The organism is Enterobacter sp. WCHEn045836 (assembly GCF_003965585.1).
Lineage (GTDB): Bacteria > Pseudomonadota > Gammaproteobacteria > Enterobacterales > Enterobacteriaceae > Enterobacter > Enterobacter dissolvens.
Genome location: NZ_RXPT01000005.1, coordinates 22,913 through 38,463, shown reverse-complemented (window position 1 = coordinate 38,463; position 15,551 = coordinate 22,913). Strand labels below are relative to the sequence as shown.

13 protein-coding genes and 1 pseudogene are annotated in these 15,551 nt (G+C 55.7%); 7 read left to right on the top strand and 7 right to left on the bottom strand.

Going from position 1 to position 15,551, the window contains the following annotated elements; genetic code table 11:
• Positions 1 to 2: 2 nt before the first annotated feature.
• The 4 genes and pseudogenes from EKN38_RS25735 to EKN38_RS07920 form a co-directional block, all read right to left on the bottom strand.
• Entirely contained in the window at positions 3 to 551 is a 549-nt protein-coding gene (locus EKN38_RS25735) for a hypothetical protein (protein ID WP_256767805.1), read from the bottom strand.
• Positions 552 to 696: 145 nt separating this feature from the next.
• Positions 697 to 1,872 (bottom strand): annotated as a pseudogene (gene umuC / locus EKN38_RS26220) (translesion error-prone DNA polymerase V subunit UmuC); the annotation flags it as partial.
• Between the two features lie 448 nt (positions 1,873 to 2,320).
• Positions 2,321 to 3,787, bottom strand: coding sequence for a UbiD family decarboxylase (locus EKN38_RS07925; protein WP_126521915.1), 1,467 nt, complete (start codon positions 3,785 to 3,787; stop codon positions 2,321 to 2,323).
• Between the two features lie 10 nt (positions 3,788 to 3,797).
• The gene (locus EKN38_RS07920; protein WP_126521913.1) at positions 3,798 to 4,373 is read right to left on the bottom strand and encodes a UbiX family flavin prenyltransferase; all 576 of its coding nucleotides are present in this window, start codon (positions 4,371 to 4,373) and stop codon (positions 3,798 to 3,800) included.
• Between the two features lie 96 nt (positions 4,374 to 4,469).
• On the opposite strand from EKN38_RS07920, the gene EKN38_RS07915 reads away from it, so the two are divergent.
• Positions 4,470 to 4,958, top strand: coding sequence for a MarR family winged helix-turn-helix transcriptional regulator (locus tag EKN38_RS07915; protein WP_126521911.1), 489 nt, complete (start codon positions 4,470 to 4,472; stop codon positions 4,956 to 4,958).
• Positions 4,936 to 5,952, top strand: a complete 1,017-nt coding sequence (locus EKN38_RS07910; RefSeq protein WP_126521909.1) for a GlxA family transcriptional regulator — start codon at positions 4,936 to 4,938, stop codon at positions 5,950 to 5,952. Before EKN38_RS07915 ends, EKN38_RS07910 begins: the two co-directional genes overlap by 23 nt.
• Positions 5,953 to 6,045: 93 nt before the next feature.
• Here EKN38_RS07910 and EKN38_RS07905 read toward each other — a convergent pair whose 3' ends face one another.
• Together EKN38_RS07905 and yddG are read right to left on the bottom strand one after the other, a co-directional pair.
• A complete protein-coding gene (locus EKN38_RS07905) occupies positions 6,046 to 7,428 on the bottom strand; it encodes an MFS transporter (protein ID WP_126521907.1) in 1,383 nt (460 codons plus the stop codon).
• A 262-nt stretch (positions 7,429 to 7,690) separates the two neighbouring features.
• The gene (gene yddG / locus EKN38_RS07900; RefSeq protein WP_126521905.1) at positions 7,691 to 8,602 is read right to left on the bottom strand and encodes an aromatic amino acid DMT transporter YddG; all 912 of its coding nucleotides are present in this window, start codon (positions 8,600 to 8,602) and stop codon (positions 7,691 to 7,693) included.
• A 395-nt stretch (positions 8,603 to 8,997) separates the two neighbouring features.
• On the opposite strand from yddG, the gene EKN38_RS07895 reads away from it, so the two are divergent.
• From EKN38_RS07895 to EKN38_RS07875, 5 genes are all read left to right on the top strand, one after another.
• Positions 8,998 to 9,894 carry a dihydrodipicolinate synthase family protein gene (locus EKN38_RS07895; protein WP_126521903.1) on the top strand — a complete coding sequence of 299 codons (897 nt, stop codon included), beginning with the start codon at positions 8,998 to 9,000 and terminating at the stop codon, positions 9,892 to 9,894.
• 9 nt (positions 9,895 to 9,903) lie between these two features.
• Positions 9,904 to 11,406: an aldehyde dehydrogenase gene (locus tag EKN38_RS07890; protein ID WP_126521901.1), complete on the top strand. Its 1,503-nt coding sequence runs from the start codon at positions 9,904 to 9,906 to the stop codon at positions 11,404 to 11,406.
• Positions 11,381 to 11,689, top strand: a complete 309-nt coding sequence (locus EKN38_RS07885; RefSeq protein ID WP_250899552.1) for a hypothetical protein — start codon at positions 11,381 to 11,383, stop codon at positions 11,687 to 11,689. Before EKN38_RS07890 ends, EKN38_RS07885 begins: the two co-directional genes overlap by 26 nt.
• Before the next feature lie 95 nt (positions 11,690 to 11,784).
• Positions 11,785 to 12,486, top strand: coding sequence for a GntR family transcriptional regulator (locus EKN38_RS07880; RefSeq protein WP_126521899.1), 702 nt, complete (start codon positions 11,785 to 11,787; stop codon positions 12,484 to 12,486).
• A gap of 255 nt (positions 12,487 to 12,741) precedes the next feature.
• Positions 12,742 to 14,061, top strand: coding sequence for an FAD-binding oxidoreductase (locus tag EKN38_RS07875; protein ID WP_126521897.1), 1,320 nt, complete (start codon positions 12,742 to 12,744; stop codon positions 14,059 to 14,061).
• Between the two features lie 523 nt (positions 14,062 to 14,584).
• Here the strand turns inward: EKN38_RS07875 and gcvA are convergent.
• A complete protein-coding gene (gene gcvA / locus EKN38_RS07870) occupies positions 14,585 to 15,487 on the bottom strand; it encodes a transcriptional regulator GcvA (RefSeq protein ID WP_250899551.1) in 903 nt (300 codons plus the stop codon).
• Between the last annotated feature and the right edge of the window lie 64 nt (positions 15,488 to 15,551).

Here is a 15,551-nt window from a genome sequence, read left to right as displayed (position 1 = left end):
TATCACTCACCTATAGCCACGGAATGAATTTCCTTCATCAACTTCTGTACGCCAGATCCCGATAGCCTTTCTGCAGATGCCGATGAATATGTTATATAGAGTTTACTCCCACTCCCGTTTTTTTCAATTTCCACATCTAAATGATCGTTATCATTCCAGTCAGAGCCCATTTTATAATAGCTACCAGGTATTGCCTCCCAAACTGGATGTGCATTATCTTCAGCGGCCGCTTTCCATGCCCCGTCATTAGAGCTATTCCGTAAACTATCCAGCTCCTGACTTGACATAAACTTGTAATGTCTTTTTATTCTGGCAGCAGCAGTATCTACATCAACAGCTACAGTATAATTTTTGGACTTGGATTCTTTTTTTAATGACTGAGGTAAATGCATTGGTGTCGTAACATCAGTTGATGGGTTAGAATTTCCCCTCAAAGAGTTCATTATACCTGAAGCACCATCACTGATTTTATTATTTGTATCTGCTATTTCCTGCATACTACAGGCTGTGACAAGAGCAGGAATTATTAAAATGGCGGTAAGACTCCTCACGATCCGTATCCTCCAAACATATTTAATAAAAAAGCGGTCAATGAAAAGTACGCTTGACTTATTCACCATGTAACAGACTGTAAACCCTGCCGTATAGAGTTTGTAATGTCAATGGTGCGGTTTCGAGCAAATATAAAAAAGATGATTACCTTACTCTGACAATATCATCCAATCTGGTTGTAAAAGCGGGCGAAAGTCTTTCTCTTCGCATCTTCCAGCCTGTGGCATCACTTTTAATGCCCTGCCCTGCAAACCAGACTGAACCCTTACCAGAGCTGTTAATGCTGTCTATGAGTGTCATTAATTCATCGCTATTACGATGAGGCTGAAGGTCATCGAACAGGGTAAGTTGAGATACTGCGGCGCTGCGAAAATCGGTGAGAATTACACCTGCGCGTTGATAACGATGCCCCGGGATGAATATTGTTTCAAGAGCTCTTACAGCCGCCTTGATGATATCCCGGGAATCACGGGCCGGAACAGCAAGCTCCGTTACAGCCTGATTTTTATAGAACGATTCATTCTCTGCAAAGGGACTGGTACTGATGAATACCGCTACTCGTTTACAAAACTGGTGCTCTGCGCGTAACTTTTCTGCTGCACGTTCGGCATGAGCGCAGACGGCCTGATGGATGCTGACTTCATCTGTAGGTTTTTCTCCAAAGGAGCGGGAGCATATGATTTGCTCCTTTGGAGCTGTAAACTCTTCAAGGCCCAGGCAGGGCGTGCCGTTGAGTTCTCTTACTGTTCGTTCAACAACCACTGAAAATTGCTTACGAATAAATGAAGGAGACAGCTCAGACAGCTGGAGTGCATTGTTAATCCCCATCAACTGCAATTTTTTACCGAGCCGACGGCCAATACCCCAGACCTCTTCGACTGGCACCAAGGCCATTAACTTTCGCTGTCGCCCTATATTGCTCAGGTCAACTACTCCTCGCGTAGCTGGCTAGCGTTTACTTGCATATTGGGCCAGTTTAGCCAGAGTTTTCGTTGGGCCTATCCCCACCCCCACGGAGAGGTGTGTCCTGCGCCTGATCTGCTCACGTATCTGATGGCCAAAAACCTCAAGTGATAAAAGACTACTTACTCCCGTAAGATCGCAAAAGGCTTCATCAATACTGTATATTTCTACGCGGGGAGCTAACATCTGCAAAATAGTCATCACTCTGTCAGACATGTCAGCATAAAGGCTGTAATTACTGGAAAAGGCAACAACGCCTCTTCTTTCCGCCTCGCGGCCAATCTTGAACCAGGGGTCACCCATTTTTAGCCCAAGTGACTTCGCAGCTGCTGAACGGGCTATTATGCATCCATCATTATATCTGAATAGCGCTAACAGTTAGCAATATGTAACTACATGATTTTTAATAGTATTTAATCACTGGCTTTTTCTGTGTGTTAAGACCCAGAGGGCTACATAAGTTAGCAACTTTTAGAGCGAATCCGATGAGAAGCATCTTCAAAAGGAAATGATCAGTCACCGTCCGTAGTGTGCCAAGAGCGGACCTTACTAACATCTATCTGCATCAATCTGTGGGGAGCAGGTCAGTGTATATCTTCTTTCAGTTGATTCAGGTATTACTGAGATAAACGCCACAGGCAGGTACGACTGGCAACATACTCAAGATATTTCCGGGAATACAGAGCTGCTGCCAGGGTCGAAGGCGACAATGGCTTTGACCTTGTCGTTTTTCATCGCCGTATAAGTGAGCGATGGGAAACCCGGACATGCCTGTCAGTTGTTTAAACAGACAGGCTTAAGAGACTTATAGCTCCGACGGCCAGTTCTCCAGTACGCGCTGGCGTACCTCTTCCGGATACCCTTGCTCAAACGAGGCATGCAGATGGCGGGTGGACTGCAGCGTATCAAACACCACTTTCGCCCCAAGACCTGCCACGTACTCCTCCTCTTCATAGCACTGGGGCAGGCGGATCACGCGCTGATCGTCAAACACCACGCGGCGGCCAACTGGGTGGACGCGGGTTGAGAGGACCCACACCACTTCGCGCAGGTTGGTAGGATCAAAATCATCATCCACCACGTAGACCTTCGGAATAAACACCATCGCGTCGGTCTTAAACAGCACCTCGCCGATGCGCTGAGCCAGAGCTTCGCTGGTGACGCCCGGCAGCAGCTCGCGCCAGTTCTGCGGCACTACCACCAGCAGCCAGTGGACGGTCGAATCTTCCGGGATCCAGGCGGTGACAATCGGCAGCTCCGCTTCACGCAGATACGTCAGGGCATCGGCGGCCAGCCCCATCGCCCAGAGGGTATGCGACTCATCGGTCGGGCGGCCGGTGATCGACATCGGCCAGATCGGGTCGTCCCGGTGGGTAATGGTCTCGACGTGGAAGGTCGGCTGGGCAGAGGAACCCTCGCCAAGATAGCCGCCGTACTCGCCGTACGGGCCTTCCTGGCAGTCTCGATTGATGGAGACGTGGCCCTCAATCACGATCTCTGCCGTGGCAGGAACGTCCAGATCGATGCTGACCGCTTTCACCACCGGCACCGGCTCGCCCGCCAGGGTGCCGATGTAATCCGCCTCGTCGGCGTGGGCCGGGATCGGCATGCCGGACACGCACGAGATCGCCGGAGCCGGGCCCTGCACCAGGGCGTAAGGCATTGGCTGGCCGAGCTTGACCCACTCGGTCCAGATCTGGCCGATATGCTGGCTCGGCACAATCAGCCCCACCATGCGTTTGCCGTCGACCTTCATCACGCGGGCGATGGACCAGTTCACCCATTTGCCGTCCGGCGTTCTGACGATCAGCGTGCCCCAGGTGTTGGCGTAGCGACCGCCGTCCTTGTCGTGGGCAAAGGGGATCGGGAAGCGATCGAGGTTCGCCTCTTCACCACGCAGGATGTTCTGATGACACAGGGCATCCGCAGACTCAACCCGCACCGGGGGAATGCCGGGCTTATGGCGCGCCGCCGACAGCGCTTCGACGATCTGCGGCCCGGTGGACTCGGGGGCCAGGCCGAGCGACATCGCCACGCGGGCATAAGGCATCTCCTGACGGGAGGAGAGGCTGGCCGGGGCACCGAACAGGCGGAAACCGGGGGCCACGCCAGCCACCTTGTGGAACAGCGGGGCAGGGGACTGGATCTCATAGCTGCGGCGGGTAATGGCGCTCGGCTCAAAATCACCGTCCACTTCGCGGGTCACGTGCATGATGTCGCCCATGGCGTCGAGGGCATCGATATAACTGCGTAAATCACCGTAATAGTTCATCAGGCTCTCCTTAAGCCGTGGGGACGGAGTGAGGTTCACCCCAGCGTTTTGTTAAAGCGTTATCCAGGCCGAACTGATCCAGAATGCGCGACACAAAGTGGTTGATGATGTCGTCAGTGCTGGTGGGGTTGTTATAGAAGGCGGGCATCGGCGGCAGCATCATCGCCCCGGCGCGGGTCAGGGCGAGCATGTTCTCCAGGTGGATGGCGTTGAGCGGCGATTCACGCGGCACCAGCACCAGCTTGCGCTGCTCTTTCAGGGTCACGTCGGCGGCGCGGGCAATCAGACCATCGCCATAGCCACAGCGGATGGCAGCGAGGGTTTTCATGCTGCACGGCACCACGATCATGCCGTCGACGTGAAAGGATCCGCTGGAGATGGCCGCCGCCTGATCGTGCTCGCTGTAAGTCTTCGAGGCGAGCGCGATAACCTCCTGTACACTGTAGGGCGTTTCCAGTTGAATGGTGGCGCGCGCCCATTTGGAGACGATCAGATGCGTTTCGACGTCCAGATCCTTCAGCGCGGCCAGTAAACGAACGCCAATTGCAGCGCCAGTAGCGCCAGTCATGCCTACAACAAGCTTCATGCGGGTTCTCTGAATGTATTCTTTCATGTATAGTTTGAGTTCAAACTGTTTGTGCCCGAACTATATGTTTGTCGTTTTCAGGAGTCAAGAGAGCCGATGGCAGAAAATCGCGACTTAATCCTTGCCGCGCCCCTGTGGCCGCACGGCGATTGTTCATTAATGCACCTGATGCGCCGCGCAGGGCAGCACTCCACCACCTGCTGGAGCCAGTGCGTCGATACCGGGTTATCTGCCGTGCAGTACGCCATACTGGTAGTGCTGGCGGAAGAAACCACTTGCGACCAGCAAACGCTGGGGAGCCGCGCCGGGTTTGATAAAGCCACCGGCACCTATGTAATTGATCGCATGACCAAAAGCGGGTTACTGACGGTAGAGACCGATCCCGCCAACCGCCGCCGCAAGCTGGTCTCCATGACGGCAGAGGGCGAGGCGATGCTGGCCCGGATGATTGAGCAGGCCAAAAGCGCCGAGAAGTTGATTACCGCGGGTCTGAATACCCAGGATATCGCGGATCTGAAGCGTCTGCTGAGCAAGCTGGGAGGATTGCAGGAGCCGGATGACTATGCCTCCAACGAAATTGCCTGACAGTGAGCCGAAGCCCGATCTGACGATCGGCTTTCTGCTGATGAAGCACTTTACGCTGGCCTCGGTGGCGGGGTTGGTGGAGTCCCTGCGCTTTGCGGCGGATGAGTCCTTCTCCAGCCGGCAGATCTTCTGCCGCTGGGAGTGGATGACCTGCGATGACCAGCCGATTACCGCCAGCTGCGGCCTGCCGGTGTCACCCACCGCTAAGCTCGATTTCTCAAAAGAGTGGGATTACTTTGTGGTCGCGGGCGGACTGCTGGAAGAGACCCGCCAGTCGCCGGAGTGGCTGTTGCAGGCCCTGCGGGACCTGCATGCCCGCAATATCCCAATCATTACCCTGTGCAGCGGGGCCTTTGTCGCCGGTAACGCCGGGCTGCTGGACGGTCGCCACTGCGCGATCCACTTCACCACCCGGGATGAGTTCCGGCTGCGCTTCCCGAATGCCATTCCGGTGATCGATAAAACCTACATCAAGGACGGCGGGATTATCTCCTGTCCGGGCGGCACGGCGATTGACCTGGCGGCGGATCTGATCCGCCAGCACTGCGGGCTGGTGCGCTCGCAAAAGGTGCTGAAATATCTGCTGGTGGATGAGGTGCCCACGCCGAAAACGAAGCACAAAGCGCCGATTAGCGAACCCGACGTTTACGAAAATCCGCTGGTCACGAAGGTGATTGTGTTTATGAAGCATCACCTCGACTCGCCGGTACCGCTGGCGGAGGTGGCAGCCTTTGCCGGGGTCACTTTCCGCCAGCTTAACCTGATCTTTACCCAGTGTACCGGCCACTCGGCGGCGGTTTACTGGCGGCGGATGCGTCTCGAGCAGGCACGCAAGCTGATGGCCGACTCCAGCAACAGTATTAACGCCATCGCCACCGCCACCGGGTTTGCGGATGCCTCGCACCTGATCGCCTGGTTCCGTAAGCAGTACGGTGAAACCCCCAGTTCGTTCAGAAAGCGGCGGCGGGAAGTGGAAAAGCTGGTGAAAGAGTAAAGGACTATTGCCCGGCGGCGCTTTGCTTGCACGGGCGTGGAGTACTTGTAGGCCGGGTAAGCGCAGCGCCACCCGGCGTCCTTTTTACGAAAGTTACAGCATGTGCCGCTTGGCCATATTTCCTGGCATACTCGCTTGCTGTGATGGGGTCTCATCCAGCGAGGCCGCGTCGGCAAGGCTGCGGGCGTTGGTTTCCGGTGCCAGCCACCAGGAGACGGCTAAGCCCACAAAGGTGATCGCCGCGGCGATATACATGGTGGTGCCGATCCCCAGGCTTTGCAGCGAGGCGGGCACCAGCCAGGTCCCGACCGCCGCACCGATGCGCGACAGCGATGTCCCCACACCCACGGCACCGGCACGGATCTCCGTCGGGAAGATCTCGTTCGGGTAGACCAGCTGCAGCACCTGAGCCCCGCCGATAAACAGCGCGTAGGCACCAAACATCAGCAGAATGATCATCGACGGACCATCACGCAGCAGGCCCAGCAGCAGCAGCGCCAGCCCCGACCAGAGGAAGCTTTGCAGCAGCAGCTTGCGGCGGCCCAGGGTGTTCACCAGACGTGTAGCAATAATGCAGCCGACCACGAACAACAGGGTGATCGCCACCGAACCGTACGACGCCCATTTGCCGCTGAGGTGCAGGGCATCCAGCACTTTCGGCGCAAAGGCATACACTGCAAACACCGGGATCACCGAGCAGGTCCAGAAAATGGTCACGAACGCCATGCGTTTGCCATAACCCGAGTGCAGCAGGTTAAAGAAGGAGAGGTTTTTGCTTTCCGCCTGCTCCGGCAGGTTGTCCAGGCCAAAGTCAGGGCCATACACCTTGCGAATAATCGCTTCGGCTTCGGCTTGACGACCTTTGCTGATCAGCCAGCGCGGGGATTCCGGGGTGCCGAGACGTACCAGGAACAGCAAAGCGCCAATCACCGCAGTGCTCGCCAGGGTCAGACGCCAGGCATCCGGGCCACCAAAGTTTAGCAGCGCTTCGCCGGTGATATAGGCCACGGCGGCACCGGCAAACCACAGGATGGTGAGGGTTGCCAGGCACGGCCCGCGGTTTTTCTTCGGCAGAAACTCCACCAGGAAAGCGGTCGCCACCGGGTACTCAATGCCCACCGCCACGCCGTTTAAAAAGCGCAGGGCAAACAGCATCTCGCCGCTCTGCACCCAATATTGCGCCACGGAGCAGAGCACAAACAGCGTCGGGCCGACGAAATAGAGCATCCGTCTGCCCAGCCGGTCGGTGAGGGCACCGCCGATAAAGCCGCCAAAGAAGATGCCGATCAGCGCCGAGGCGGCAATCAGGCCCTCCCAGAAGGCGGTCAGCCCCAGGGCCGGAGAGACCTTCATCATGGCGATGCCGATAATGCTCAGCACATAACCATCGACGAAGGAGCCGCCGCCGGAGCGAACGGTCAGCAGACGGTGAAAGCGGTTGAGGGGTACATCTTCAACAGAAACGGTATTTGACATGGTAACTCCTGTCTTTCCCCGATATCGTTGAATTAATGGGTTACAGGCATGAATAAACATTAATAGCGATGGATGTTTATTCAGGCCGAGCGAAGCCATACCCGTTAATTACGATCACGGAATAAATATAGGTCTAAGAAGGTTCAAGCGTTAAATAAGAGCGTGCTTTATTTCGCGTAATTCATGGCAAATACTCCTCCGCTGCAGGTGGTCGGATAAGATGTTATTTATATTTATTATGTTGTTACTGTGTTTCTTATTTCTAAGACGCTTCGTCTGATAATCGTTTTACGGCAACCGTACGCGTCGACCACCAGCAGATCAGCGATCCGAGGCTGACCATCGCCGTCCCCTGCCAGAAGGCCAGGGTCAGGTGCGAGTCCAGCATAAAGGCGGCCAGTACGGCAGAGATAATCGGGATAAAGTAGGACGCTGCCGCCAGCACCGTGACGTTGCCGTGCAGGATCCCGACGTTCCAGGCGGCATAGCCAAAGCCCATCGCCATCGCCGCCAGCAGCAGGCTGATCCATGCATGCCACGACAGATTAAACTCCGGCTGGGGTGAGGTGAGATATTTCACCCACAACGTCAATGCCGTCAGGATAAAGAACAAGGTGATACCGTTATTTCCCTGGGCAATGCGCTGAGTCACCACGCAATAAATAGCCCAGATCACCGCGCCGCTAAATGCCAGGCCGTAGCTTAACGGATTATCCATGACGTTATTCATCATCTCCGTCAGTGAAAATCCGCCGTCGCCGCCTAGTACCCGGCCTATTCCGATAATAGCTAAAATCACGCCGGGAATAATTAACGGGCTGGTTTTCTGCCGGTTAACCAGCACCGCCAGTAAAATAGTCATGCTTGGCCAAAGATAATTCACCATCCCCACTTCAATCGCCTGCCGCCCGGAATGGGTAAAGCCCAGCGACAGGGACAGGCACAGCTCATAGCAGACGAACAGCACGCTGCCGATGATGAGATAGCTCACCGGAAACTTTTGGATCTTCGGAAAGCCAATAGTAAACAGCAGCAGTACCGCGCTAGAGGAGTAGATCAGTGCCGCCCCGCCCACCGGGCCAAAGCCTTCGCTCACGCTTTTGATCAGGCCGACAATCGCGCTCCAGAGCAGGATGGCGATCAGGCCGATGAGTGTCGCTTTCTTATGGGGCATACCCTGTACCTCTGTTTACATTCTGGTCACAACCCGGCGTTCCGGCGCGCTGCTTTGTTAAATTCTGGTTAACTACAGCATTAAAACTATGCCGCTGGAAAGGCGCTGTAAATACGTCTCGGAGCGTTATAATTCGGGAATGTGATCGCTATCGGAAATCATATAGAAAATTACTACGAAGAAATAAACTGTTTAATTTATTGATTTATAGAATATAAATTTTCATTTCCTGTCAAAATCTCCTGTTATTACGTATTTACGTTGTATTTTTTATGTATACAAAAAATATTCATTCATTGACCTTTTGCCTCCCCGTATGCAAATTTTTAACAAACGCAGTCCATCAGGGTTGCGTAGCAGACTGAAACGGTCGTGAATTCCCCCTGGAGGTTATCGTGTTGACATTTGAAGGTATCTACACCCCGGCAATTACCCCTTACGCAGCCGATGGCAGCATTGATTTCCCGCGCTTTTCCGATGTGCTGGAGTCGCTGATCGAGGTCCGCGTACATGGCATCATCATCGGTGGCTCTACCGGTGAATACTACGCCCAGAGCCCGGAAGAGCGTAAAGCGCTGGTAGAACATGCCCGCCAGGTGATTGGCACCCGCCTCCCGCTGATTGTCGGCACCGGGGCTACCCGTACTGAAGACGCGGTGGAGTACGCTAAACATGCCCGTGAGCATAAAGCCGATGCCATTCTGGTGACCTCACCGCCGTACGCCCTGCCGACCGAGCTGGAAAACGCCCATCACGCATTGACCGTGGATAAAGCCGCCCAGCTGCCGATCATGCTCTACAACTACCCGGGCCGCATGGGCATCACCATGGGCGAAACCTATTTCCGCGAAGTGAGCCGCTCATCGAACGTGGTCGCCATCAAAGAGAGCTCCGGCGATTTCAATAACCTGCACCTGCTGGCCTGTAAGTTCCCCAACATCGCGCTCTCCTGCGGCTGGGACGATCAGGCTCTCGAGTTCTTCGCCTGGGGCGCGCAAAGCTGGGTCTGCGCCGGCTCCAACTTTATCCCGCGTGAACACGTGGCGCTGTATGAAGCCTGCGTGGTGGAAAAGGATTTCGCTAAAGGCCGCAAGATCATGGCCGCGATGATGCCGCTGATGAACTTCCTCGACGGCGGCAAGTTCGTACAGTCGATCCGTTACGGCTGCGAGCTGAACGGCCTGACCTCCGGCACGGTGCGCGCGCCGCTGCAGGATCTGAATGAAGAAGAAAAAGTGCAGCTGAAAGCGGTGATTGCCGATGTGAAACGCAACGTCGCTGCGGCGCTGTAAGGAGGCACTATGAGTCAGCTGCACACCCTGGACGACGTAACGGCCATCGCCCGGGAACTCTCCCTGGCGAGCAAGGCCTTTATCAACGGGCGCTTCGTGGGCGCGCAATCCGGCAAAACGCTGCCGACTACTAACCCGGCTACCGGAGAGACCCTCGGCCACATCGCCGCCTGTGATGTTAATGACGTTAACGCGGCGGTGGAGGGGGCGCGCAGCGCGTTCGAGGCCGGAAGCTGGAGCAAGCGGGCACCGGGCGAACGCAAAGCGGTGCTGCTGAAACTGGCTGCGCTGATGGAGCAGGAGATCGACCAACTGGCGGTGCTGGAGAGCCTCGACAGCGGCAAACCGGTCAGCGAATGCCTGGCGGTGGACGTGCCGGAAACCATTCACGTGCTGAAGTGGCACGCCGAAGCCATCGACAAACTCTACGACCATACTGCCCCGGTCGGTAACGGCGCGATGGCGCTGGTGGTGCGCGAGCCGATTGGCGTGGTGGGCTGCGTCCTGCCATGGAACTTCCCGCTGCTGATGCTGGCCTGGAAAATTGGCCCGGCGCTGGCGGCGGGCTGCTCGGTGATCGTCAAACCGGCGGAGCAAACCTCCCTTACCGCGCTGCGGGTCGCCGGGCTGGCGTTTGAGGCGGGCGTCCCGGCGGGCGTGCTGAATATCGTCACCGGTACCGGCAAAGAAGTGGGTGAGCCGATTGGCCTGCACCCGGACATCGACATGGTGAGCTTTACCGGCTCTACCGCTACCGGACGGCGTTTCCTACACTATGCGGCAGAGTCCAACCTCAAGAAGGTGGTGCTGGAGTGCGGCGGTAAAAACCCGGCGGTTGTCTTTGACGATGCTGAGGATCTGGCGACCGTGGCTGGCCACGTGCTGAACGGCGCATTCTGGAACATGGGCGAGAACTGTTCCGCCACCTCGCGCCTGCTGGTGCAGGAAAGTGTTAAAGAGGCGCTGCTGGCCGAGATGGCCAAACAGATTGGCGACTGGCCGATGGGCAACCCGCTCGATCCCAACAACCGACTGGGGGCGATGGTCTCGACGGAGCATTTCAGCAAGGTGAGCGGCTATCTCGACACCGCCCGCCAGGAGGGGCTGCGGATGGTGCAGGGCGGCGATACCGAGCAGGGCGTTTATGTCCAGCCGACCATTATCGACGGCGTGACGCCGGAGAGCGCGCTGTTCCGGGAGGAGATCTTCGGTCCGGTGCTGTGCGTCACCACCTTTAAAACCGAAGCCGACGCCATTGCGCTGGCCAACGATACAGAATACGGTCTGGCCGCGTCGGTCTACACCGGCAGGCTGAACCGGGCCATTCGCGTATCCCGCGCCATTCGGGCCGGTACGGTGACGGTGAACTGCTTCGGGGAAGGCGATGCCACCACGCCGTTTGGCGGCTACAAGCAGTCGGGCTTTGGCGGGCGCGATAAATCTGTTTTCGCCCTCGACCAGTACACCGAACTGAAGACGATCTGGATTGACCTCTCTGAAGACGACGCCTGAAACCGTTTTTAACGGTCTGGAAGAAAGAATTCATTTCTATTTCTGTCTTCTGGTGGCGGTTGGCCTGTCGAGAAAGCAGGGACGCATTGGCTCAAACCGGCAGAAAAATGCCTTTATTATGAAGTGGCTAAAAAATGCCGGGCAGCTGCGGTCATTTCGCCAGGTTGCCGGCAGTGAAATTGCCTGGCTGCGTGGGGAGATCCTGCGTCACCCGCCGGACCGGGATCCGGAGCCCCTCCTGAGGCTGATCTATCAGACTGCCAGAGAAATGCGCAGAGCATGACTGGCGTGGCTGATAATTTTGCTGTTGCACATCTTTATCTGTAGGTTAAGCAACATCATAGTTAAGCATCACAGGTCGACTTTCAGGAGGCGTCAATGAGAACGGGAAAGGTAGCGCTGTATGAGGATCTCAAGCGCCATATTCTGACCATGGAGCTGGATCCAGACGAGCTGCTGGATGAAGCCGCGCTGACCGCGCAGTACGGCCTCTCCCGCACGCCGGTACGCGAAGTGTTCCAGCGCCTGGCGGGGGAAGGTTATCTCGAAATTGTGGAAAAACGCGGCGTGCGGGTGATCCCGATGAGCCACTCGACGCTGCGCAATTTCTTCCTGGTGGCACCGATGATCTACGCCGCCACCGGACGCCTGGCCGTGCAGCATTACAAACCGGCGCAGTTGAAAGCGTTGAAAGAGACCCAGAAACGCTTTCGCAAAGCGGTGCAAACCCGCGATGCCGAGGCGCTGGCGCTGGAGAACAATCGTTTTCACGAGATCATGGGCGAGATGGCGGCCAACCCCTATCTGCAGCCGAGCCTGGGGCGTTTGCTGATCGACCACTGTCGCATCGGGCATACCTTCTTCCGGCCGCAAAACGAGGATATGGAGCGCCGTTTACAGCTGGCCGCGGATCATCACGACGCCTTTATCGTTGCCATTGAGGCGCGTGACGAACAGGCGGTGGTGGATCTGGTGTTTGAGCACTGGGAGCTGTCGCGGGAAAACATGGAAATCTTCATCGCGCCGCAGGGGCTGAAGGCCGATAATTTCGCGCCATTCCCGGAGGGCGATAACCGCTGAACGCCTCAATCTAAGGCCTGCAGGCGCCCGCTGACAGGCCCTCTTCTCCCGTTCTGTTATATCTTCTGACGCCCCGCTGCGCCGGGTTTTTCACGCCTTTTTATCATCTTCGCAACTATTTTTATACTTCATGTATACATGAGATATACATCACATATTCATTTAATCAGGATGGCTAACATTGATCCCATATCAGTTGCCGGATCCTGCGGTGACGTGACGAGAACATAATCAGAGCTTACCGGAGTAACCAACGTGCAAAAGATCACTTCTCTGCCTGCTGACGACGCCCTGCCGGGTTGGTATCACACCAGTCAACCGCGTACCCCGCGTCCTGCCCACGTGGGGCAAAAGCATGCCCGCTGGGCGATAGTCGGGGCCGGGCTAACCGGGCTGGCGGCGGCTCGTCAACTGGCGCTGAACTTCCCGGATGATGAAGTGGTGCTGATTGAGGCGCAGGACGTGGGTTACGGCTCCTCCGGGCGCAACGCCGGTTTCGCCATTGATGTCCCGCACGATATCGGGGCCAAGGACTATATCGGCGACGTGACCACCGCCAATCTGATCCTCAAGCTTAATACCCTCGGGCAGAACTACCTGCGTGAGATTGTGAAGGAGCACGGCATCGAATGTCAGATGACCGAGTCCGGTAAATACCAGGCCGCGGTGGGGGAGAAGGGGATTGCCATTCTGCAGGCCTACCGCAGCGGGCTGGAGAAAATTGGCCGCCACGCGGAGATGATCCCCGGGAAGGATCTGCCGGACCATATCGGCACCTCTTACTACCAGCAGGCGCTCTACATTCCGGGCACCATTCTGCTCCAGCCCTCGGCGCTGGTGAAAGGGCTGGCGGACAGCCTGCCGTCTAACGTGACCCTGTATGAAAACACGCCCATTACCTCTATAGATTATGGCGACAAGGTCACGCTGGTGCATGGTCAGAGCAGCATCACCGCCGACACGTTGATCCTGGCGAATAACGCCTTTGCTTCTCACTTTGGCTTCCTGCGCGGTCGCCTGCTGCCGACCTTCCTCTATGGCAGCCTGACCCGTCCGTTGACCGCTGAAGAGCAGGCGCAGCTCGGCGGCAAACCAGTGTGGGGCGTGATCCCGGCGCATCCGTTTGGCAGCACCGTGCGCCGCACGGTGGATAACCGCATCCTGATGCGCAACAGCTTTAGCTTCCATCCCGACGGTCGCCCGCGTGAAAAACAGCTAAAGCACAATATTGAAACCCACCGTAAATCCTTCGAGCGCCGCTTCCCGATGCTGAGCAAGGTCGATTTCGAATACTCCTGGAGCGGGGCTATCTGCCTGTCGGACAACCACGAAGGCTTCTTCGGTCAGCTGGCACCGAACGTCTATGGCGCGCTGTGCTGTAACGGTCTGGGGATCACCCGCGGCACCGCCACCGGCAAACTGCTGGCGGATATGATCGCCGGGGAGCGCAATGAGTTGATCGATTTCCTGGTGGCGTCCCCAGGCCCGAACAGAACCCCGCCGGAGCCATTCCTGTCGATTGGCGTGAACTCGGTGCTGAAATGGGGCCAGTTCCGGGCAGGACTGGAGGTATAGCATTCCGTGAAAACGCCTGATGGCGCTGCGCTTATCAGGCCTACGGGTAGTGTAGGTCGGATAAATGCAGCACCACCTGACGCTCTTACTTAATGCCTTATAGCCCAATATCGCTAAGATTCGGGTGACCGCTAGACGTCTACCCAGCGGCCAGAGATAGAGTTGCTCGGATTCCTTGCTTGGCGTGCAGCTTGTTATAAGGCTGTTTGTGTGATCCAGTGGCTTCGATCTAACTGTCCTGTAACTGTGCCCATAACAATTCTGCACCTTACAAACCACATCACCACGAGTTTGTTAAATATGTTATACCGACGCCGGACGCCGATTGGCCTGAATGGCCTGAATGGCCCTGCGATCGCTGGGCATACCATTGGTGCCGGCATCGTGCTGGTAACGACAATATTAGAGCGTTTGAGCAGTTGCCTAACCTCACTCCGGGAGATTGGATTAACTGACCGCTGACAAAATGCGTGACAATGACGGTCCGTTTTGTGCCAGGAGCGGACCTTTCTTAGCGCGCCATTCAATCTTTCAGCAAGCTCATTTCTTCAGAGAGCCATTGTCTTAGAATGGTTATTTTAAATGAATCCTGATTATCTGGACGGTAGACTAAATCGTACCCCCGCTCAGCCTTAAGCTTGTACTGTGGAAACGGAACAATAAGCCTTCCAGCAGCTACATCATCTGCAATCAGAACACTGCGTCCCAGAGCAACACCTTCGCCACGTATAGCAGCCTCAGTCGCCATGCTGCCAAGAGTCCATAAGGGCCCCTGATGGCAACTGAAATTTTTTTCTCCGACCATCTCAAACCATGCCTTCCAGTTCGCCTGCATTCTGTACTCATGAAGAAGAACGCAGTTTAAAAGTTCCTTAATCTCTGTCAGACCATTATGCTTCTCAAGAAAACCTGGACTACAGACAGGGGTGACTGTTTCATCGAACATACGTTCAGACGAAACATCTCGATAATTGCCAAGGCCGTAACGAATTGCAGCATCTACCTGACCATCATTAAGATCCACATTGATGTCAGTAACATCCAGTTGAATATCAAATTCAGGATATCTCTGCCTGAACCGACTGAGTCGTGGTGCTAACCACTTACTGGCAAATGAAACCGTTGTACTAATACACACATTCTTAATCAGTTTTCTTCCACGCAGACGCTCGGACTCCCTCATTAAATCGCTCAAAAGACGGGTAACTGTATGGTGAAATTCAGCCCCTTCCTCCGTCAGTATTATCTGTCGTGTCAGCCTGATAAATAGCTGTAACCCCAGATGCTCTTCGAGCTTCCGGATCTGCCGGCTTATCGCGCCATGCGTAACGTGCAACTCCGCTGCCGCCAGTGTCATGCTTGAGAGACGGGCAGTGGCTTCAAAAGCGCGCAGAGTCTGCAATGGGGGGAGGCGATCAAACATCATACGCGTGATAATAATTCACGCGTGTTGTGAGAACAAATGATTTGTCAGGTCAGGGTCCGAAAAT

Excerpts from the sequence above, each read along its gene's own strand:
- EKN38_RS07925 (WP_126521915.1), bottom strand. The coding sequence starts at position 3,787 with ATGAACTATTACGGTGATTTACGCAGTTATATCGATGCCCTCGACGCC.
- EKN38_RS07920 (WP_126521913.1), bottom strand. The coding sequence starts at position 4,373 with ATGAAGCTTGTTGTAGGCATGACTGGCGCTACTGGCGCTGCAATTGGC.
- EKN38_RS07915 (WP_126521911.1), top strand. The coding sequence starts at position 4,470 with ATGGCAGAAAATCGCGACTTAATCCTTGCCGCGCCCCTGTGGCCGCAC.
- EKN38_RS07910 (WP_126521909.1), top strand. The coding sequence starts at position 4,936 with ATGCCTCCAACGAAATTGCCTGACAGTGAGCCGAAGCCCGATCTGACG.
- EKN38_RS07905 (WP_126521907.1), bottom strand. The coding sequence starts at position 7,428 with ATGTCAAATACCGTTTCTGTTGAAGATGTACCCCTCAACCGCTTTCAC.
- yddG (WP_126521905.1), bottom strand. The coding sequence starts at position 8,602 with ATGCCCCATAAGAAAGCGACACTCATCGGCCTGATCGCCATCCTGCTC.
- EKN38_RS07890 (WP_126521901.1), top strand. The coding sequence starts at position 9,904 with ATGAGTCAGCTGCACACCCTGGACGACGTAACGGCCATCGCCCGGGAA.
- EKN38_RS07880 (WP_126521899.1), top strand. The coding sequence starts at position 11,785 with ATGAGAACGGGAAAGGTAGCGCTGTATGAGGATCTCAAGCGCCATATT.
- gcvA (WP_250899551.1), bottom strand. The coding sequence starts at position 15,487 with ATGATGTTTGATCGCCTCCCCCCATTGCAGACTCTGCGCGCTTTTGAA.